The following is an 18236-nucleotide window of genomic DNA, read 5'->3' on the forward strand; positions in this document are numbered from 1 at the left end:
AGGAGCGGCGGTTTTTTTTAGAGCTGGCCGGTTTTCATAATTTCCAACAACGCCGACAGAACCGAGTTTACTGCGACCGATGCCAGGATCATCCCCATGACACGGCTGATGATGGCGGCGCCTGAATGGCCGATCAGCCGAATGATCGGTTCGGCCAGCAACATCAGGACAAAGGCAATCGCAACAACCGACAGCATGACCAAAGCCGTGATCCCCTGATCAGCAACACTGTACCTGTTGTTATCGGTCAAGATGACGATGGCCAGCATCGCACCTGGTGAGGCAAGCGAGGGGACGGCAAGAGGAAAGATCGCTGGGTTGTGTTTGTGGAGTTCGTCTTTGATGTCGTCCTCGGCAGCGCGCTGCTCGACTTCCTGTTTGGGCTCGCCAAAAATCATGGTCAGCGCGAACAGGAAAAGGATAATGCCGCCAGCGACTTGAAAAGAGTTCAGGCCGATATCCAGTGCCTCGATCAGCAGTTGCCCGAAGACCAGGAAAAACAACAGAATCCCGGCGCTGATAAGCGAGGCCACAAGCGCCATTTTGCGGCGTGCAGCGGCCCCAAGCCCTGCGGTAACAGCGATGAAGACCGGGATTGTTCCAATAGGATCAATAACAACCCAAAGCGTGACAAAATGCTCAAGTAAACCGTTCAAAACTGGAATTCCCTTCGTATATTCCGAAAGGCTATAACGTTTCGCCCGTCAAAACCATGTTTAGGCGCAATTTGCACGTTCCGCCTGTTCAAATGCCTCTGCGGTTGCATCAAGAACCAGCAGGATCGAGGCATGGCGGTTCTTATATTCCCGTGCGGGCATCAAAACCTCTAGCCCATCAAATGGGGCCTCGGGTGCCGATCCATCCTTTTTCAGCATCGCGGACAGTTGCTCGCGCGCCTTTTCGACCTGAGCACGCGTTGTTCCGACGATTGCCCCGCCAACAACCGAAGCGGAGGCCTGTCCCAAAGCGCAGGCTTTCACGTCCTGACCGAACTCTGAAATTCTGCCATCCTGAACTTTGACATCAACCGTGATGGTCGACCCGCATAGGGGCGAGCGTTTTTTCACCGTAGCGTCAGCATCATCAAGCCGGCATAGGTGTGGGATGTCAGCAGCAAGGGCCAGAATTCGGCCAGAGTATAGCTTTATCAGGTCATTCTCACCGGACATGTCTTTCCCTCGTTGAATGTTCCCAATACATAGTGGCCATCCACCGGGATGCAAAAGGTTTTTGTCATGTCTTCCTCAGTCGCGTTCGATGCATCGAGTTTGAAATTCAACGAGGCTGGGCTGATTCCAGCCATCGCTCAGGACGAAAATACGGGCGAGGTATTGATGATGGCCTGGATGAACCAGAGCGCCATTGAAAAGACGCTCGAAACCAGACGCGTTACCTATTGGTCCCGCTCGCGCCAGTCATTCTGGATCAAGGGTGAAAGCTCGGGCCATGTGCAGGAATTGGTTGATCTCCGCGTGGATTGCGACCGGGATTGCCTGCTTGTCCTTGTGCGCCAGACCGGCCCGGCCTGCCACACCAACCGTCGATCTTGTTTCTACACAGCGGTCAGAGACGGGGACGAGGTCGAAATCATGCACCCCATGACCTGATTGGTCAAAGCCCCACCATCGCCCGAATATCTTCGGGCGTCGCACCTTCCTCGCGGAACTTGGCAATGGCTCGTGCATCGTCGCGTTTAGCCAGCCGTTTGCCGGCCTGATCGCGTATCAGGCAGTGATGGAGGTAGATGGGTGTCGGCAAATTCAACAACGCCTGCAGAAGAACGTGGATACGTGTGGCTTCGAACAGATCCTGACCGCGAACCACATGCGTAACTTTTTGTGCAGCGTCATCCAGAACGACCGACAAGTGATACGACGTGCCCATATCCCGGCGCGACAGAACGACATCCCCAACCGTTTCCAACATCTCTGCCTGTGTAAACCGGACACAGCCGGATTCAGCGCTTGGACCTTCTCCAATCTCTTGAAACCATGCAGTGTTTTTATCGCTCTGAAACAGGCTGGATGTTTGTTGCAAAGCTTCGGCCATATCCAATCGCAACGGAATACTAAGCGGGCGTGGTTGACCCGATGAACCCTGTTGTTTCCAACGTGTGCGACACGTCCCCGGATAGATAATCCCGTCCGGACCAAGAAGTGGGGCTCCTTCCTGGGGAGCGCTGGCCGCGTTGGCGATGTCTTTTCGGTTGCAGCTGCACGGGTACAGCAGCCCCCGCGACCACAGATCGTCCAGCACGGCATCATAGAATGCGGTTCGCGTGGATTGGCACAGCACTGGTTCAGGCCAAGACAGGCCAAGCCAATGCAAATCATCGTAAATCTGGGTTTCCCATTCCGGACGCGAGCGAGATCGGTCGATGTCCTCGATTCTCAGCAAAAACAGTCCATTATTCGACTTTGCAAAATCATGGGCCAACATCGCCGAATAAGCGTGGCCAAGATGCAGCGGTCCTGTAGGTGATGGTGCAAATCTGGTTACTAAAGTCACACTTTTTCAACAATATAAACGTCAGACTTCATGTCCATTCCCGGAAGGTGCGGGCCATATTCCCGGAACAGCAATCGTGCTGCGCCCATATCCAGCCACTCACTTAGGCGAACGGTATAGCTGTGATCTTCAAGCGTATGATCATTATAAGAAAAAGCTAAAAGACCGTGTGATGGCAATGCGTTTATGAGCATATCCAGTGTCTCTGGCGGTGCGGCGCCGACGCCGATGACTCCGATCGCTGTGATTACTTTATATGCGCCAGCTTGCAGAGGGTTGGGATCTGTGATGTCGAAACTGGTTAGGTTGCGATAAACCCCCTTTGCCAGAGCGCCCTCTAACATCTGCGGGGTGGGGTCTATTCCGTCGATGACCTCAAATCCTACCGCGTTCAGTGCGACACCCGACAGACCGGTACCGCAGCCATAGTCTAGAATTGGGGTTTTCGTTTCAGGTAATTGCGACAAGAGAGCCCGGGCTATACGCCCCGGGGTCGCATAGCCGTTCGATCCAACCTCATCATCATAAGACGAGGCCCATTTCTGATAATGCGCTTTGGTCGCCTGAGGCGAATCCAGCCCATAGACACCCTTTAGGAATTTATCGCTCATGCCGATATGTTAGGACGCCGGGGCCGGACCCGTCCAGTCACCAATGCGCCAACCACTTGGCCCATTCTTCTTTGGCGCGGTCAGTATAGGCCTTGTAGCGGTCTTTTCGGCCACGCCGACCGCCTTTCAACCCATCGACAGGGCGGAACAGACCGAAATTAACGTTCATAGGCTGGAATGTCTTTGCCTCGGCACCGCCAGTGATGTGGTGGATCAAAGCGCCCATGGCACTGTCCTGCGGAACTTCGGGAACGGTACGGCCCAACATCTCGGCAGCAGCCAGACGTCCGGCCAAAAGACCCATCGCGGCGCTTTCCACATAGCCTTCGACACCGGTAATCTGACCAGCGAACCTGATATTGGGCTTTGATTTCAGCCGCATCTGGGAATCCAGCAATGTCGGAGAGTTGATGAACGTATTGCGATGAATACCGCCCAGCCGCGCAAAACTGGCATTCTCCAACCCCGGAATCATGCGGAACACATCGGTTTGGGCTCCGTATTTCATCTTGGTCTGAAAGCCGACAATGTTGAACAATGTTCCTAGCGAGTTATCCCGGCGCAGTTGAACCACCGCATGGGGCTTTACCTCGGGCTGATGCGGGTTCGTCAGGCCGACCGGTTTCATCGGTCCGTGGCGCAATGTTTCACGACCCCGCTCGGACATAACCTCTATCGGAAGACAACCATCGAAATAGCCTGCGGTCTCTCCTTCGTGGAACTCGGTCTTGTCCGCGGCCAGCAGAGCGTCGATGAAGGCGTCGTACTGTTCTCGGTCCATCGGACAATTCAGGTAAGCGGTGCGTTCTTCTTCGGTCTCACCCTTGTCATACCGAGATTGCATCCAAGCTTTGCTCATGTCGATGCTGTCTGCATAGACGATTGGTGCAATGGCATCAAAGAACGCCAACGACTCGGCGCCGGTTTCCGCGCGGATTGCTTCTCCCAATCCAGCAGACGTCAGTGGGCCGGTGGCGAAAATCCATTGGCCGTCATCGGGCAGGGCGGTCACTTCTTCGCCAGTGATTTCGACAAGGGGGTGAGCCTTTAACTTGGCCGTCACAGATTCCGCAAACGGATCGCGATCCACAGCCAATGCGCCCCCGGCCGGAAGTCGGTGCGCATCTGCCGTTTTCAAGATCAACCCTTCGGCCTCGCGCATTTCCCAATGCAGCAGTCCAACGGCGTTCTGTTCGTCATCATCCGACCGGAATGAGTTCGAGCAGACCATCTCGGCCAAATTGCCGGTCTGATGCGCAAAAGTTCCGACTTTTGGGCGCATTTCGTGAATCACGACCTCGACGCCCATTTCCGCCGCCTGCCATGCGGCCTCGGACCCGGCCATGCCGCCGCCCACGATATGCAATTTCTGTGTCATAAGCTGCCACATAGGGCACAGAAGATCGCAACGCAACACAGCAGCGATGGCGCACGGGAAATCATGTTTTCAAGGGATTTTTGGGGTCGCCGATGCGGGAATGTCTGCGCCAGTGAGAGAATCCAGCTCGGAGGGACCTTCCGCCCACGGCGACCCAAAAAGTGTTCAAGGCCTCAGCCTCGTCTCAGCATTGCCACAGTAACGCCCATTTGAAAAGTCCAAAAATGGCGACATTGCGGAAAAATATGCATGACAAATTCCTTATTGGCTCCAATTTGGATCTCTTTTTCCGATAAATGCAGATATTCCTTCTTCGGTATCCCGATGCATCATATTCTGAGCCATTACCTCGCCGGTATAGGAATAGGCCTGATCCAATGGCATATCCAACTGGCGGTAGAAGGCCTGTTTTCCGACTTTCACGGCAGATCCCAGTTTTGAGGCAAGCTGCTCGGCCAGTGAAACAGCCTCATGCTCCAACAGCATTTCTGGCACCACGCGATTGACAAGACCCAGCTCAGCAGCTCGTGACGCCGGAATGAAATCCCCGGTCGTCAACATCTCGAAGGCGTGTTTGCGTGGAATGTTTCGGCTAAGAGCAACCATTGGGGTCGAACAGAACAGCCCGATATTCACACCGTTTACGCCAAACCGCGTCCCTTCGGCAGCTACAGCAAGATCGCAGGTTGCAACCAACTGGCATCCGGCCGCCGTAGCAATGCCGTGCACCTGGGCAATAACCGGCTGCGGAAGCGACTGAATTGAAAGCATCATTTTCGCACAGCGATTGAAAAGGTCCTGAAAATAGGCTTTGCCGCCGTCTTCAGATTGGCGCCCAGCTGTCATCTGTTTCAGATCATGACCCGCACAAAAAGCTTTGCCTTTACCAGAAAGGATCACCGCCCGGATGGAACTGTCTTCGCGCAGGGCATCAAGTTCAGTCTGCAGCGCAGCCAGCATTTCGTCGCTTAGGGCGTTGAGTCGGTCTGGCGCATTCATTGTAAGTCTAGCCACGGCGTCTGCGTCATTTCGTTCCAGAATTCCCATCTTGCCCTCCGATCTGATGTGAGGCCAACTCTAGGTCGGCAAATCCAGGAGGGGAAGTATGTCATTGGCAATGAATCGGGAGGAACTGGAGGATTATATGAGCCAAATCTTCCCCCAGGTCAGGCAGGATTATTCGGTCCAGGATCTGACCGAAGAGTCCATCGTCATGAGACTTGCCGTTGGCGACCGTCATTTGCGCCCCGGTGGGACTGTCTCGGGGCCGTCTATGTTTGGATTAGCTGATGTAAGCGTTTACGCACTGATCCTGGCGCGCAGGGGCCAGCAGTCTCTGGCCGTGACAACCGGTTGTTCAATGGACTTCATGCGTAAACCGAATGGAAATGCAAATTTGATTGCGCACTGCACCTTGCTGAAGCTAGGAAAAACCCTTGCCGTAGGTGACGTTCTAATATTTTCGGAAGGGTCAGACAAACCCGTCGCACGCGCAACGATGACCTATTCTTTACCACCAGAGGGGTCAGCTGCGGCAGCTTTTGGGTGAAAAAATGGCCGGGATAAACCCGGCCAAGGAAGAGGTCCCATATAGGGACTGGGGATTACCTAGCCCTGCCAAAAAGGGCGTTCGATCTCTCGTCTGGCCTGATAATTAGTCAGGCCCACATCCTTCAGCAGCCTGTCATCGAGATTGGACAAGTTAATTCGGCTGCGGCGTTGCCGCTCCCATTTTGTGACCGTCGCCGCAAACCGCACGGCCAGTGCGGCAATCAGCGGCAGCCGGGGGCTGTCGTTAAGCGCTATCAGGGCGGGGTTGTGCATTGCGCGTGTCATCTTGGGGTTCCTTTCAAATTGTATTGACACAAACGTTATATGTTCGGTATGAACACTTGATACATTCATAATTGTGCTGCAATCAAAGGAAGAATTGTAATGGATACAATTTGGCCAGAGTCACTGCCTAAATCCAAAGGGCCAAAATATACACTGGTCGCCGATACAATTCGAAAAGCTATAGATAACAATATTTTGGAAGTCGGTACAAAGCTGCCGCCGGTGCGGGAACTTGCCTATAGGTTACAAATCACACCCGGCACCGTTGCGCGCGCCTATACGATACTCACAGACGAAGGTCTGCTCAGTGCCGAAGTAGGACGTGGTACATTTGTGGCCCCGCCCAAGGCGCCTCTGCTCGATGATGTCTGGGCTCGGCAACTTCATCTCAGAGATGACAAATATGAAGCCAATGTCAGCCTGTTCAGCCCAAGGCTCGCCGATATGGGGCAGGTGGCCCTGATCCGCGAATGTATGCAGAAAGTGGCACAATCCGATCCACGCCTGTTTATGAATTATCCAACCCGCGATGCGTATAAACCTATGCGACAGGCTGTTGTAGATTGGCTTTCCGATTTGCCATTGGGACCAATTTCGCAGGACGATATCGTTCTGACCCACGGCGGACAAAACGGCCTTTGCCTTGTATTTCAGACAATATTACGCGGACCAAAGCCGATCGTTCTGGTCGAGGATCTGTCATACGCAGGGTTCCGACGGGCCGGTGAGTTGATGCGTGCAGAGGTCATTGGCGTAAAGATGGACAAATGGGGCGTGGATCCAAACGCTATGGAGCATGTCCTTCGCCAGTCGGCGGCGCAGGCCATATGTGTCTCACCCGAGGTTCAAAATCCGACCGGCTCACATACACCACTGGAACGCCGCAAAGAAGTTGTGGAAATCGCGCGGCGGTTCGGCGTCCAGATAATCGAGGACGACTGCTACCGCATGGGTGATGCAAGAGCGCCCAGCTATCGCGCCCTGGCGCCGGAAAGGGGATGGCATGTGTCGTCGATCTCGAAGATTTTGACGCCCGCACTGCGTGTCGGGTTTGCCATAGCGCCGCGCGAGCGCAGCGTTGATCTGCGCCGTTCAGCGGAATATGGCTATTTTGGCCTTGCTCAGCCGCTTGCCGAACTGGCGCGGCTGATGTTGTCTGATCCGCGGACGCGCCAAATCGCAAAAGATGTCCGGACCCGGATGGGGGAATATGTGCGCGTGGCCGTAAACGCCCTAGGTGGGTTCGACCTGAACTGGGCCTCAGATGTACCTTTTGTCTGGCTGAACTTGCCTTCTGGTTGGCGAGCGGCTGCGTTCAGCCGCGCAGCCGAGCGAGAGGGAATTCAACTGCGGTCTGCCGATGAGTTTGCTTTGCGTGACGGGCGCGCACCCAATGCGGTTCGCATAGCCATGAACGGGCATGTATCGTTGGATCAATTCGAGGACGCAATGCAGCGTCTCAGGCGCCTGCTGGATAATCCACCCGAACAGATTTCGGTGTAAGGGGACGCTTGATGGATATTCGCGAAATGCGGGGCAGGGGATTTGTCGTCACACCTATGCTCAAAAGTGACTTCGAAGACCTGCACCTTGCAGCCAGCGATCCGTTGATTTGGGCCGGGCATCCCGCCATATCCCGCCATCAGAAAGAGGTTTTCGCCCCTTATTTCGATTTTCTGTTGAGCGCAGGTGGGTCAGTGACTGTACGAGAAGAGGCGACAGGCCGGGTCATCGGGTGCTCTCGCTATTATGAGCCTCCCGAAGTTCCCAGAGGCATCGGCATCGGATACAGCTTTATCACCCGTGATCACTGGGGCGGAGCCAGCAATCGGGCGATCAAATCGCTGATGGTAAATCAGGTGTTCGGCGAACTGGATGAGGTCTGGTTTCATATCGACCCAACCAACTTGCGATCACAAAAAGGGACCGCGAAACTTGGGGCGCGGTACGTTGATACCCAGCAACTTGTTCTTGGTACCGGGGCTGGGCAGTGGATGCGTTGGGTATTGACGGAAAAAGATTGGCAAAAACATGGGGTAAAATAATACCTATTTTGTAATGCATTGTTTTTGCTAAGTTAAAACTGATTTGTGTGTATTGACCCGCCTTTCGCGTGGGTTTAAACCCCATCCATCGAATTCGGACCGCTCCGTATGGGGGCGGTCTTTCACATCAAACAGGACTATCCTGCCATGAAAACCTTTTCTGCAACACCTGCAGACATCGACAAGAAATGGATCCTGATCGACGCCGAGGGCGTTGTTCTGGGCCGTCTTGCCTCGATCGTCGCCATGCGTCTGCGTGGCAAGCACAAACCCTCGTTCACCCCGAACATGGACATGGGCGACAATGTCATCGTGATCAACGCTGACAAAATCCAGATGACCGGCAAGAAGCGCGAAGAGAACTTCTACTGGCACACTGGCCACCCGGGCGGCATCAAGTCGCGCACCAAGCAGCAGATCCTCGAGGGCAAATACCCCGAGCGCGTCGTGACCCAGGCGGTCAAGCGCATGCTGCCGGGCAACCGCCTATCGCGTCAGGTTATGACCAACCTGCGTGTTTATGCTGGTGCCGAGCATCCCCATGAGGCGCAAGCGCCCGAAGTTCTGGATGTTGCATCCATGAACAAGAAAAACACCCGGAGCTAATGACCATGGCTGATCAGATCAATACTCTCGAAGAGCTGAGCGCCGTTGCAGGCGTTGAAGTTGTGGCCGAAGAAGTCATCGTGCGTGAACCCGTACGCGACGAACTGGGTCGTGCCTATGCCACCGGCAAGCGTAAAGACGCTGTTGCCCGTGTTTGGATCAAGCCGGGCTCCGGCAAGGTCACCGTGAACGGCAAAGACCAGGACGTGTACTTTGCACGCCCCGTTCTGCAGCTGATCCTGCGCCAACCGTTTCAGGTTGCCGGCGTAGAAGGTGAGTTCGACGTTGTTGCAACCGTCAAAGGCGGTGGCCTGACCGGTCAGGCCGGTGCGGTCAAGCACGGCGTCTCGAAAGCGCTGCAACTGTACGATCCGTCGCTGCGTGGCGCACTGAAAGCCGCTGGCTTCCTGACCCGCGACAGCCGCGTTGTGGAACGTAAGAAATACGGTAAGCGCAAAGCGCGTCGTTCGTTCCAGTTCTCCAAGCGTTAATCGCTGGCACGAACCCTCAAGACTGTTTCAAACGGCCGCACAATGTTGCGGCCGTTTTTCTTTTGTTGATTGGGATTTGGTTTGCCGAATCTGTTGTCGGACTCAGCCAGCTGTTTTGGTTTCGATCAGCGGGCCCAGAATCTGGAACATGAAATCAGACAGAACCCTGTTGCCGTCGGCATTCAGATGACCATCGTATCTGAAATACAGATCTTTACCTGTGGAGCTGTATTCCTCGGTGAGGTAGGGCAGCGCTTCGTGCCACTGAAATCCTTGCTCGGCCACCACACCCTCCATTAGGCGGTCGGGTAGGCCGGGATCGACCTCGGGATCGGAAGATGTTTTCGCGGCCTGAAGAACCTGAAACAACTGTGGGACGGACACGACCACAAGCTCGGACCCCTGCGACTGCGTGAAGGCTGCCATGCGGGAAAACACCTGCTTTGTCGTCTCGACTTTGGCTTGAAACAGATCGCTCATCGGGGTGGTGAAAAAGGCCTTTCGCGGCGTCATCAGGTACAGTTGGGTATAGGTCTGATCGTTCGCCATCAGCATTCGCTTTAACAGCGTAACCGAGTGTAGCGAGGATTTCTTGATATTCCCCGAGCCTACAACCGAACTGACATCGCTAAAGGCGACATCAACGCCATCAACGGTCCGAATGGGCTCATTTGCGAACATATCATTGGGAAGAAAGGTAACTAGAACGATATCAGGGTCATATTTTTCGCTTAACCGCTCGAGATACAGCGCCTGTTGAGATGTGTTATATCCCGGAACACCTGCGTTGATCAGCTGAACGGGCATGCCTTGATCCAGGAACTTCTGGGCCAAGAGTTCTGGCCAGATATCGCCCAGCTCATTTGAGGCGCCGAAGGTAAAGGAATCTCCCAGCAACAGGATCTTGATGGTTTTTCCATCGTCTGATGCACTGGCTGGAAAGCGGGTTTCACGAAACCCGTTTTCGTCGACTTTATACTCAACCGTGAACTCTGGTGCATTGATGGCGACGACGGTGTTTGGCCTGTTCGTATGCCCGACGACCGGGTCCTTCAATCCAAGTGGACCACCCTCTGGATATGTTGTCAGAACGCCTTGTGGTGACAGCCAACGGATGCCCAGCTCCACACCAGCAAGAAGCGTTGCAGAGATCATCACGATGATCAGAAAGTTCAGAATTTTTGACCGCATTTTTTATCTAACTACCTAGAATACCATTTACCGAATTGGTCCCGTTATCGTTGTAATGACGAGGACGCACAAAAAACATTTCTGAATGTTGAGATTAACAGCCCGCACACGTCAAGCGTGAGACGAAAAGAAAGTCACTCCAACACGGATTTGTCAGTCCGCTTCACGTCCTAAAGCCTGTTGAGCCAAAGCAAGGAATTTCTGCCGAGTCTGCTCGATCTTTCGTTTGTTCAGGCTTGGGAACCACCTGCGAACTGGGATCGCCTGCTTATTTCCGAAACTGTCTATCCAGACCCATCGTCCTGAGCCGTCGGCCAACGTCTGATAGACGATGTTGCCGGGGTTCTGGTTACTGACCAAAACGTTCTCTTTGACCAAAATGTCAAAATGCGCGTTCAAAGAATCCAAGTGATGCGGCTTAAGGCGACGGCTTTGGACCATACCAATAAGGCTGGGCGATAGCTGCCCGTCAGGCTCGGAAATCCGCTCGTACATAAGCGCCAGACCCAGGTCCGTCTGAACCACACCTCGCACCTCACATACGGGGATAGGGGCAGCGGATTTCTGGTGACGCACCATAAGATCAAACGACTCGTGAAACTCGCGCAGAAATCCTTTGAACGCCGTCGAGCGTCGAAACATCCGATCAAACCAGGTATCCGTCACAAGATGAGCTTCGTCATCTATCGTCTGAGGTTGCGGGATCTTCAGCAGAGTGTCCGGCAGATCAGGGTGTTGATAGACAAATTGCCGATTACCCTGCGCGATGATCTTACGATCTTTCAACGATAACAGATTTTCGATTCGAGTTTTTTCCATTTCGCCTAACTATAGCGGTTTTGCATTGGAACCAATTATCCGCAGGTGGATAGCCCAAAACAAAATGAAAAAGCCGTCCGTATTGGAACGGACGGCTCATGGTTTCTAACGCCTGAGTGCTGATCAAACTCTGTTTTTCAGTCGTTACTCTTCGTGGACCAGCTTCCAAGCACCGTTTTCAACAACGCTCACAAACACCGTGTCGGCACCTTGGTGGTCGTCCGGCGAAAACGAGATGTGATTTCCAACCAGTTCGTCGTTGTAGTCGAGTGTCTCCATCGCAGCGATAAAACTGTCATGAGTCAGATCGGGGCCGGCGGCGTCCAGCGCCTTAACCATCATTTCAGCCGCAGAATAGCCCAACATCGCAAATCCAACGGGGTCTTCGCCTGTTGCAGCCTTATACTCTTCGATGAAGGCTGCAGGGGCCGGTTGATCCGCGCGGGCCCACAAGTCCAGCCATGAGGCGGCGGCATAAAAACCATCCGTCACGCCACCCGGCACCTGCGCAACGACGGTCAGGAAGCTGGCTGATGTTCCCAAGAATTTCATATCCGTTAGACCCATCTTTTTGGCGGTGCCAACCACAGTGATCGCCTGCCGAACCCCAAGGGCCATGGTGACGATGTCGCAGCCTTCATCTCTGAGCTTGCTCAGAGAGCCCACGAAATCGGTCTCATCAGGCTTGTGGGTGGTTTCTGTGCCAAAACCGATCCCGGCCTCTTCGGCACCCGCCTTGCTGCCTTCCAGAATCTCCTCGCCGAAATCGGTGGGCAGATACATGGTGCAGACTGTTTGCGATCCGAATTCGCCGGCCAGATAGTTCACGCCGACACGCGCCTGATCGAAATAGGTGGAAAAGGACGTGAATTTGTTGCGCACTGGTTCTTGCAGCATTTTCTGCGACGACGTCAAAGGCGCGACATTCGGAATGCCCTTGGGATCCAGCAGTTTGAATCCGGCCAGGTTCATCGGCGTACCCAGAGATTGCAACATCGCAAACACCTTGTCGCGGTTCAGCAACTTGTTGTAGCCCTGCATCGCGCGCGGCATCTGATAGCCATTATCCTCAACCACAAAACGGATGGTCCGACCGTGAACACCACCTGCAGCGTTCACGCGGTCGAACACCACATTGGCGCCTTTGGTGGCTGGGACACCAACAGCGGCGAAGATACCGCTCAGATCATTGACCGAGCCGATTACGATCTCATCATCCGTAACACCCTGTGTCTGAGCGCTGGAGAGTGTCGCGACAGCCGTCAAAACTGTGGCAGCGGACAGCCGTTTAATCAGATTCCTCATTATAATCCTCCCTTTGGATAACGTTTTGTCTAATTGTACATGTCTTCAATAAGATGTTCGTGTTTCTTTTCCACAAAGCTGCGCTTGAGCTTCATTGTGGCCGTCAGTTCGTCATCATCTGCCGTCAGGAGAACATCTATCAGGCGGAAATCCTTGATCTGCTCAACCCGTGCGAAATCCTTGTTTGCGGCACCCACTTCGTCTTTGATCTGGTCCCGAACCTCGGCGGAGGCACAAAGAGAGGCAAAATTCGAGAAGGGGACCTTTCGATCCTGCGCAAATTTCTCCACGTTTTCCTGATCAATCATGATTAGTGCAGTCAGGAACTTGCGCTTATCGCCAATTACAACTGCGTCCGAGATAAAGGGGCTGAACTTGAGACGGCTTTCAATCTCGGCCGGGGCGATATTTTTGCCGCCCGCCGTGATGATAAGATCTTTGAGGCGACCCGTAATGGTCACGAAACCGTCTTGGTCGATCTGGCCCATATCACCAGTACGCAACCAACCATCGGCAGTGAAAGTCTCGGCTGTTTTGGAGTTGTTTCGCCAGTAACCCTGAAAGATGTTCAACCCTTTAAGCTGAATCTCTCCGCCTTCGGAAATACGGACGTCATTAACGGGCACAGCCTTTCCAATGGTTCCGATCCTGTTGTTTCCAAGTGTATTCAATGTCGCCAGGCCCGATGTTTCGGTCATACCAAAACCTTCGACGAGAGGTACACCAATGGCCCAGTACCATTTCAGCAAGTCCGCCGAAATCGGGGCGGCGCCGCTTCCACCGCGCCGCATATTGTCCAACCCCAGCATCCGGCGCAGGTTACGCAGAACCAAACGGTCCCAAAGCCAGTACTGCGCGGCAACACTGGCCGGGACCGGCTTGCCCGCCAGGATATATTCGGCACGTGCCAGACCCGCCTTTACCGCCATTCCAAAGGCCGCGCGCCCGGTCGAGGTTGCATCCTGGGCCATGATCTGAACCTGAGAATAGATCTTTTCCCAGACACGCGGGACCGCCGTAAACGTCGAAGGAGAAACCTCTTGCAGATTTGCGAAAACAGTCTCGGGGCTTTCGGCAAAGTTGACGACAGATTTCGTTGCCAGCGGGAAATATATGGAAACATCACGCTCGAGGATGTGGCAGAGCGGCAAAAAGCACAGCTGTTCATCTGTTTCCAATGCGGGCAAGGAATGGGCCCCGGCTTCGATTGCGGCAAGAATGTTCTCGTGGCTCAGCATTGCGCCTTTTGGCATGCCGGTCGTGCCCGATGTATAAACCAGAAGAGCGGTATCCTGCGGGGATGCAAGCGCGATTTCGGCGTCAAAGCGGTTCGGCTCTTCACGCTCGGTTTGCTGACCTAGCTCATAAAGATCGCCGATCAACATGCAGCGGTCATGGTCCAGGTCATGCAGACCTTCATCCTCAAGGATGATAACCTTCAAAAGATTGGGAAGATCACCTTCGACCTCAAGGAACTTGTCCAACTGCTCTTCATTTTCGACCACCAGAAAACGACTGCCACTGTCATTGATCAGATATTTCAGTTGCGCGGCCGAATCCGTCGTATAGATGCCCGAGGCGATCCCCCCGACGCCCTGAATGCCCATATCGAACCAAGCCCATTCTTTTCGGTCCTCGGACAGGATCGATACGACCTCACCGCGTTTCAAACCGAGCTTTTGCAGGGCGAGGCCTATCCATTTCGCGTGCTGCCAGTAATCCGCCCAGGAATAGGATTTCCAGATACCGAAATCCTTTTCACGATGCGCCGTACGCGCGCCCAAATCGGCACAACGCTTTTGAAATAGTTGCCCGATGGTTGTGCATTCGTCCACATAGACCGGTCGCTGACCGGGATTTGCGTTGTACTGAACACCGTTGATCATGATCTGAGAGGGCAGGGTGCTTATATTCATGCTGCTCACCTCCACGTCTTCTTGCGTTTCCAGCGACGGTTTTCACGCGAACCTTCTTCCTGCACGCCCAGATAGAAATTCTGGATATCTTCTGACCGCATCAGTTCATCCGCGGCGCCATCCATGACAATGCGCCCAACCTCCATGACATAGCCGTGATGGGCCAGTTCCAGCGCAGCATTGGCGTTCTGCTCAACCAGCATCATCGTCATGTTCTGCTCGTCGTTCAGGCGCTTCAGGATTCCGAAAATCTCTTGCACAAGCAAAGGGGACAGGCCCAGAGACGGCTCGTCCAGCAACATGATCCTTGGATTTGCCATCAACCCCCTCCCGATTGCCAACATCTGTTGTTGGCCCCCGGATAAGGTCCCCGCCTCTTGATTGCGGCGTTCTTTCAGGATCGGGAAGTAGGAAAAAACCAGTTCGCGGTCATGGTCAATCTGGCCTCGGTCCGAGGATGTATAGGCGCCGAGGCTCAGGTTTTCGTCCACGTTCAGCAGAGGAAATACTTCGCGCCCTTCGGGTACGTGGACGACGCCTTTCTGCACAACTTTATGCGGCTCGGCCCCTTGAATTTCGACCCCGTCAAAGCTGATCTTGCCCTTTTCCGGGTCCATTACGCCGGACACGGTTTTCATCAATGTAGTCTTGCCGGCCCCATTGGCCCCAAGGATCGACACGATTTTACCCGGATGCACATCCAGCGACACGCCCCGGATTGCCATGATTGGCCCGTAAAAACTTTCGACATTGCGAATGGTCAGGATCGGATCGCTCATGAAACTTTCCCTAGATAGGCCTCAACCACTGCCGGGTGTGACTGTACCTGCGCAGGGGTTCCCAGTGCGAGCATTGCCCCATCCGCCATTGCAAGGACCCGATCCGAGACGCCCGAAACCAAAGCCATGTCATGTTCGACCATCAGCACCGTAATCCCCATCTGCCGCCGGATATCGTCTATCCACCAGCGCATATCGGTCGTTTCCTCGACCGACAGCCCCGAGGCAGGTTCATCCAGCAGTAACAACTTGGGATCGGTGGCCAGGGCACGGGCAACTTCAACCACTTTGCGCACACCGTAAGGCAGACCGGATATCATCTTGTCGCGATAGGCCTGCAGATCAAGAAAATCGATGATTTCTTCAACCTTTTCACGGTTTTCGATCTCTTGCCGCCGGGCCGACGGCAGGAACAGCACCTCGGATAAAAGTTTTGTCTTGCGGTGCCGATGACGCCCGACCAGGAGGTTCTGCAGAACAGTGGCGTGTTCGAACAGTTCGATATTCTGAAACGTCCGCGCAACACCAAAAGCTGCAACGCCGGACGGTTTCACCTGCAGCAAGTCATGCCCGTCATACCGGATTGAACCCTCTTTTGGTTCATAAAAGCGCGAGATCAGATTGAAAACGGTCGATTTACCCGCGCCATTGGGGCCGACTATGGCAAAAACCTCGCCGTCTTCGACCGAAAAGGACAGGTCGTTCACAGCCGTCACGCCACCAAATTTCAAGGTGACATTCTTAAATTCAAGCAGGCTCATCTCAGACGCTCCGTCTTGAGATAGGATTTCTGACGTTTGAACATGTCCTTGCGATAGAAGGGAAACAGTTCGAACCATGTCCGGATCTTCAGCCAACGTCCATACATCCCCATGGGTTCAAACAGGATAAAGGCGATCAGGATCATGCCGAAGATACCAAATTCCAATCCCGGAATTGCGACGGTGCTGCCACCGAAAACTGCGCCGACATATTCTTTTGCGATAGACAAAAATTGCGGCAGAAACCCTATGACGACAGCGCCCAGGAATGCCCCGTGGATTGAGCCCAGACCACCGATCACGATCATCATCAGCAGCTGAATTGAGATTAGTACGCTGAATGTCTCGTTATTGAACGCGCCCGAGAACATCCCCATCAGAGCACCTGCCCAGCCGGTCACAGCGCAGGACAGGGCAAATGAAATCATCTTGGTCTGCGCAATATCAACACCCATCGCCTGGGCCGAGACCTCAGAATCTCGCACGGCGATGAAACTGCGCCCAAGCGGTGCGCGCAGCAGGTTGATATAGCCCAGAGTGACCAGAACCGCGACTGCAAGCACCAGCCAAAAGAATTGGACCGGCGTAGCCCAGCGATCGACCATGAATCCAAATATCTCGACCCCGCCGATATATTTACCGGCAACCCCGCCAGTGATCGGCTCGGCCAGGACAATCACGTCATCCATCAGGATCGACAGGGCCATGGTAAAGATTGCCAGGTAGATACCGTGAAGGCGCAGGGCTGGGATAGCAACGGTCACCCCTGCTATCCCGGTCAGGATACCGGCGATCGGGAAGGCCAGCAAGAATGGCAAGCCTGCCTCAATCAAGATGATATTTGCATAGCACCCAAAGGCCAGAAAAGCCGCATGCCCAAGGCTGACCTGTCCGGTATGGCCGGTCAGTATCATCAACCCAAGACCTGCAATCGCCCAGATCAGAACATTTGTCAGCTCACCCAGATAGAATGCGTCCAACCACCACGGAGCGGCGATCACGACGCCTAGAAGGATCAGGTATAGGCTCAGTTGATACCGGTCTTTCCAAGGCCGGATATCTTGCATGTAACTGGTCTTGAAAATGATCCGCATCGCTTAAACCTTTTTGACCCTAACTTGGCTGAACAGCCCATTGGGGCGAAAGATCAGGACAGCCAACAACAGCGCATAAGGTGCAATCTGACTGTACCCAGCAGCGATATAGCGACTGGCAAACGGTTCGATTACGCCAACGATCAAACCTCCGGCCAATGCTCCAGGTAAACTTCCGAATCCGCCAATGACCGCAGCGGCGAAGGCCTTAATGCCCAGAAGTCCGGTTGCCGGGTCCACGGATCCTTTGGCGGCAAACAAAATGCCTGCGATACCCGCAACCACGCCTGCCAACGCCCAGATGAAACCCTGCACGCGTTTTACCGGGATTCCCATATAATAGGCCGCCAGCTGATTTTGTGAGGCACCCTGCATTGCAAGCCCAAGCTTGGTACGACTGAAGAACTGGTACAGCCCCCAGGTCAGCAGAACGGTAACGACAATAACCGCCACGTCCTCCATCCCCAGTACAAGGCCACCAAAACGCACTTCTTTTCCGGCCAATGGATTCTGCAGCGTCTGCGGTTCGTGCCCCCAAATCAGACCAGCGAAAAATCGGATTACAAAGCCCAGGGAGATGGTCAGAATGACCACAGCCGTCTGGCTTTCCCCAAAAAGTCGCCGAATGATCAACCGGTCCAGCAAGTACCCCAGCACGCCCATGATCCCCAACGAGATCGGCAAGGCCAGCCAAAAAGGCAGCCCCATATATTCGGCATTTGTAAGCCCGATGGTAACAAAGGCGCCCAGCATCATGAGGTCACCCTGTGCGAAGTTCACTGCCTCGGTCGCCTTGTAAATCAGAACAAATCCGAGCGCGATCAGCCCATAGACACAGCCATTCGCCAGCCCGCTAATCAGCAGCTGCGCATTATCCAAACTCACCTCCCTATACC

Annotated in this window: 21 protein-coding genes; 6 read left to right on the forward strand and 15 right to left on the reverse strand. The window is 54.1% G+C overall.

The window, feature by feature from the left end:
* Positions 1-17: 17 nt before the first annotated feature.
* Entirely contained in the window at positions 18-656 is a 639-nt protein-coding gene (locus AC2FLE_RS04185) for a MarC family protein (protein WP_142633886.1), read from the reverse strand.
* 60 nt (positions 657-716) lie between these two features.
* A complete protein-coding gene (locus AC2FLE_RS04190; RefSeq protein ID WP_281972123.1) occupies positions 717-1169 on the reverse strand; it encodes an iron-sulfur cluster assembly scaffold protein in 453 nt (150 codons plus the stop codon).
* A 48-nt stretch (positions 1170-1217) separates the two neighbouring features.
* Between AC2FLE_RS04190 and hisI the strand changes: the two genes are divergently transcribed.
* Entirely contained in the window at positions 1218-1607 is a 390-nt protein-coding gene (hisI, locus tag AC2FLE_RS04195; RefSeq protein WP_281972122.1) for a phosphoribosyl-AMP cyclohydrolase, read from the forward strand.
* A 4-nt stretch (positions 1608-1611) separates the two neighbouring features.
* Here the strand turns inward: hisI and gluQRS are convergent, their stop codons facing one another.
* The 4 genes from gluQRS to AC2FLE_RS04215 form a co-directional block, all read right to left on the reverse strand.
* Positions 1612-2508 carry a tRNA glutamyl-Q(34) synthetase GluQRS gene (gluQRS, locus tag AC2FLE_RS04200; protein ID WP_496695408.1) on the reverse strand — a complete coding sequence of 299 codons (897 nt, stop codon included), beginning with the start codon at positions 2506-2508 and terminating at the stop codon, positions 1612-1614.
* Positions 2505-3119 carry a class I SAM-dependent DNA methyltransferase gene (locus AC2FLE_RS04205; protein WP_496695410.1) on the reverse strand — a complete coding sequence of 205 codons (615 nt, stop codon included), beginning with the start codon at positions 3117-3119 and terminating at the stop codon, positions 2505-2507. Before AC2FLE_RS04205 ends, gluQRS begins: the two co-directional genes overlap by 4 nt.
* A 37-nt stretch (positions 3120-3156) precedes the next feature.
* Positions 3157-4497 carry a methylenetetrahydrofolate--tRNA-(uracil(54)-C(5))-methyltransferase (FADH(2)-oxidizing) TrmFO gene (gene trmFO / locus AC2FLE_RS04210; RefSeq protein ID WP_496695412.1) on the reverse strand — a complete coding sequence of 447 codons (1341 nt, stop codon included), beginning with the start codon at positions 4495-4497 and terminating at the stop codon, positions 3157-3159.
* Between the two features lie 261 nt (positions 4498-4758).
* Positions 4759-5544 (reverse strand): enoyl-CoA hydratase, encoded by a 786-nt coding sequence (locus AC2FLE_RS04215; RefSeq protein WP_282021264.1) that lies wholly within the window; start codon positions 5542-5544, stop codon positions 4759-4761.
* A 58-nt stretch (positions 5545-5602) separates the two neighbouring features.
* Here AC2FLE_RS04215 and AC2FLE_RS04220 point away from each other — a divergent pair, with 58 nt between their 5' ends.
* Complete coding sequence (locus AC2FLE_RS04220) at positions 5603-6046, forward strand: PaaI family thioesterase (RefSeq protein WP_496695414.1); 444 nt, start codon at positions 5603-5605, stop codon at positions 6044-6046.
* 59 nt (positions 6047-6105) lie between these two features.
* Here the strand turns inward: AC2FLE_RS04220 and AC2FLE_RS04225 are convergent, their stop codons facing one another.
* The gene (locus AC2FLE_RS04225) at positions 6106-6333 is read right to left on the reverse strand and encodes a DUF1127 domain-containing protein (RefSeq protein ID WP_142633870.1); all 228 of its coding nucleotides are present in this window, start codon (positions 6331-6333) and stop codon (positions 6106-6108) included.
* A gap of 99 nt (positions 6334-6432) precedes the next feature.
* On the opposite strand from AC2FLE_RS04225, the gene AC2FLE_RS04230 reads away from it, so the two are divergent.
* The 4 genes from AC2FLE_RS04230 (at position 6433) to rpsI (ending at position 9475) form a co-directional block, all read left to right on the forward strand.
* Positions 6433-7836, forward strand: coding sequence for an aminotransferase-like domain-containing protein (locus tag AC2FLE_RS04230; protein ID WP_496695416.1), 1404 nt, complete (start codon positions 6433-6435; stop codon positions 7834-7836).
* Between the two features lie 11 nt (positions 7837-7847).
* Complete coding sequence (locus AC2FLE_RS04235; RefSeq protein ID WP_496695418.1) at positions 7848-8378, forward strand: GNAT family N-acetyltransferase; 531 nt, start codon at positions 7848-7850, stop codon at positions 8376-8378.
* Between the two features lie 147 nt (positions 8379-8525).
* Positions 8526-8984 carry a 50S ribosomal protein L13 gene (rplM, locus tag AC2FLE_RS04240; RefSeq protein ID WP_496695420.1) on the forward strand — a complete coding sequence of 153 codons (459 nt, stop codon included), beginning with the start codon at positions 8526-8528 and terminating at the stop codon, positions 8982-8984.
* A gap of 5 nt (positions 8985-8989) precedes the next feature.
* The gene (rpsI, locus tag AC2FLE_RS04245) at positions 8990-9475 is read left to right on the forward strand and encodes a 30S ribosomal protein S9 (protein WP_271947073.1); all 486 of its coding nucleotides are present in this window, start codon (positions 8990-8992) and stop codon (positions 9473-9475) included.
* Positions 9476-9577: 102 nt separating this feature from the next.
* Here rpsI and AC2FLE_RS04250 read toward each other — a convergent pair whose 3' ends face one another.
* The 8 genes from AC2FLE_RS04250 to AC2FLE_RS04285 form a co-directional block, all read right to left on the reverse strand.
* On the reverse strand, positions 9578-10666 hold the full coding sequence (locus AC2FLE_RS04250) for an SGNH/GDSL hydrolase family protein (RefSeq protein WP_496695422.1): 1089 nt from the start codon (positions 10664-10666) through the stop codon (positions 9578-9580).
* Between the two features lie 153 nt (positions 10667-10819).
* Positions 10820-11485 carry a YrbL family protein gene (locus AC2FLE_RS04255; protein ID WP_496693179.1) on the reverse strand — a complete coding sequence of 222 codons (666 nt, stop codon included), beginning with the start codon at positions 11483-11485 and terminating at the stop codon, positions 10820-10822.
* A 144-nt stretch (positions 11486-11629) separates the two neighbouring features.
* The gene (locus AC2FLE_RS04260; protein WP_496688051.1) at positions 11630-12790 is read right to left on the reverse strand and encodes an ABC transporter substrate-binding protein; all 1161 of its coding nucleotides are present in this window, start codon (positions 12788-12790) and stop codon (positions 11630-11632) included.
* Positions 12791-12819: 29 nt separating this feature from the next.
* Positions 12820-14706: an AMP-dependent synthetase/ligase gene (locus AC2FLE_RS04265; protein ID WP_496695425.1), complete on the reverse strand. Its 1887-nt coding sequence runs from the start codon at positions 14704-14706 to the stop codon at positions 12820-12822.
* Positions 14707-14711: 5 nt separating this feature from the next.
* Positions 14712-15485: an ABC transporter ATP-binding protein gene (locus AC2FLE_RS04270; RefSeq protein WP_496695426.1), complete on the reverse strand. Its 774-nt coding sequence runs from the start codon at positions 15483-15485 to the stop codon at positions 14712-14714.
* Entirely contained in the window at positions 15482-16246 is a 765-nt protein-coding gene (locus AC2FLE_RS04275) for an ABC transporter ATP-binding protein (protein WP_496695428.1), read from the reverse strand. Before AC2FLE_RS04275 ends, AC2FLE_RS04270 begins: the two co-directional genes overlap by 4 nt.
* Positions 16243-17340 carry a branched-chain amino acid ABC transporter permease gene (locus AC2FLE_RS04280; protein ID WP_142633851.1) on the reverse strand — a complete coding sequence of 366 codons (1098 nt, stop codon included), beginning with the start codon at positions 17338-17340 and terminating at the stop codon, positions 16243-16245. Before AC2FLE_RS04280 ends, AC2FLE_RS04275 begins: the two co-directional genes overlap by 4 nt.
* A gap of 3 nt (positions 17341-17343) precedes the next feature.
* The gene (locus tag AC2FLE_RS04285) at positions 17344-18219 is read right to left on the reverse strand and encodes a branched-chain amino acid ABC transporter permease (RefSeq protein ID WP_496695430.1); all 876 of its coding nucleotides are present in this window, start codon (positions 18217-18219) and stop codon (positions 17344-17346) included.
* Positions 18220-18236 lie beyond the last annotated feature (17 nt).

The organism is Ruegeria sp. CDSA077, from assembly GCF_059612265.1.

Excerpts from the sequence above, each read along its gene's own strand:
- AC2FLE_RS04190 (WP_281972123.1), bottom strand. The coding sequence starts at position 1,169 with ATGTCCGGTGAGAATGACCTGATAAAGCTATACTCTGGCCGAATTCTG.
- hisI (WP_281972122.1), top strand. The coding sequence starts at position 1,218 with ATGCAAAAGGTTTTTGTCATGTCTTCCTCAGTCGCGTTCGATGCATCG.
- AC2FLE_RS04205 (WP_496695410.1), bottom strand. The coding sequence starts at position 3,119 with ATGAGCGATAAATTCCTAAAGGGTGTCTATGGGCTGGATTCGCCTCAG.
- trmFO (WP_496695412.1), bottom strand. The coding sequence starts at position 4,497 with ATGACACAGAAATTGCATATCGTGGGCGGCGGCATGGCCGGGTCCGAG.
- AC2FLE_RS04215 (WP_282021264.1), bottom strand. The coding sequence starts at position 5,544 with ATGGGAATTCTGGAACGAAATGACGCAGACGCCGTGGCTAGACTTACA.
- AC2FLE_RS04220 (WP_496695414.1), top strand. The coding sequence starts at position 5,603 with ATGTCATTGGCAATGAATCGGGAGGAACTGGAGGATTATATGAGCCAA.
- AC2FLE_RS04225 (WP_142633870.1), bottom strand. The coding sequence starts at position 6,333 with ATGACACGCGCAATGCACAACCCCGCCCTGATAGCGCTTAACGACAGC.
- AC2FLE_RS04230 (WP_496695416.1), top strand. The coding sequence starts at position 6,433 with ATGGATACAATTTGGCCAGAGTCACTGCCTAAATCCAAAGGGCCAAAA.
- AC2FLE_RS04235 (WP_496695418.1), top strand. The coding sequence starts at position 7,848 with ATGGATATTCGCGAAATGCGGGGCAGGGGATTTGTCGTCACACCTATG.
- rplM (WP_496695420.1), top strand. The coding sequence starts at position 8,526 with ATGAAAACCTTTTCTGCAACACCTGCAGACATCGACAAGAAATGGATC.
- rpsI (WP_271947073.1), top strand. The coding sequence starts at position 8,990 with ATGGCTGATCAGATCAATACTCTCGAAGAGCTGAGCGCCGTTGCAGGC.
- AC2FLE_RS04250 (WP_496695422.1), bottom strand. The coding sequence starts at position 10,666 with ATGCGGTCAAAAATTCTGAACTTTCTGATCATCGTGATGATCTCTGCA.
- AC2FLE_RS04255 (WP_496693179.1), bottom strand. The coding sequence starts at position 11,485 with ATGGAAAAAACTCGAATCGAAAATCTGTTATCGTTGAAAGATCGTAAG.
- AC2FLE_RS04260 (WP_496688051.1), bottom strand. The coding sequence starts at position 12,790 with ATGAGGAATCTGATTAAACGGCTGTCCGCTGCCACAGTTTTGACGGCT.
- AC2FLE_RS04265 (WP_496695425.1), bottom strand. The coding sequence starts at position 14,706 with ATGAATATAAGCACCCTGCCCTCTCAGATCATGATCAACGGTGTTCAG.
- AC2FLE_RS04270 (WP_496695426.1), bottom strand. The coding sequence starts at position 15,485 with ATGAGCGATCCGATCCTGACCATTCGCAATGTCGAAAGTTTTTACGGG.
- AC2FLE_RS04275 (WP_496695428.1), bottom strand. The coding sequence starts at position 16,246 with ATGAGCCTGCTTGAATTTAAGAATGTCACCTTGAAATTTGGTGGCGTG.
- AC2FLE_RS04280 (WP_142633851.1), bottom strand. The coding sequence starts at position 17,340 with ATGCGGATCATTTTCAAGACCAGTTACATGCAAGATATCCGGCCTTGG.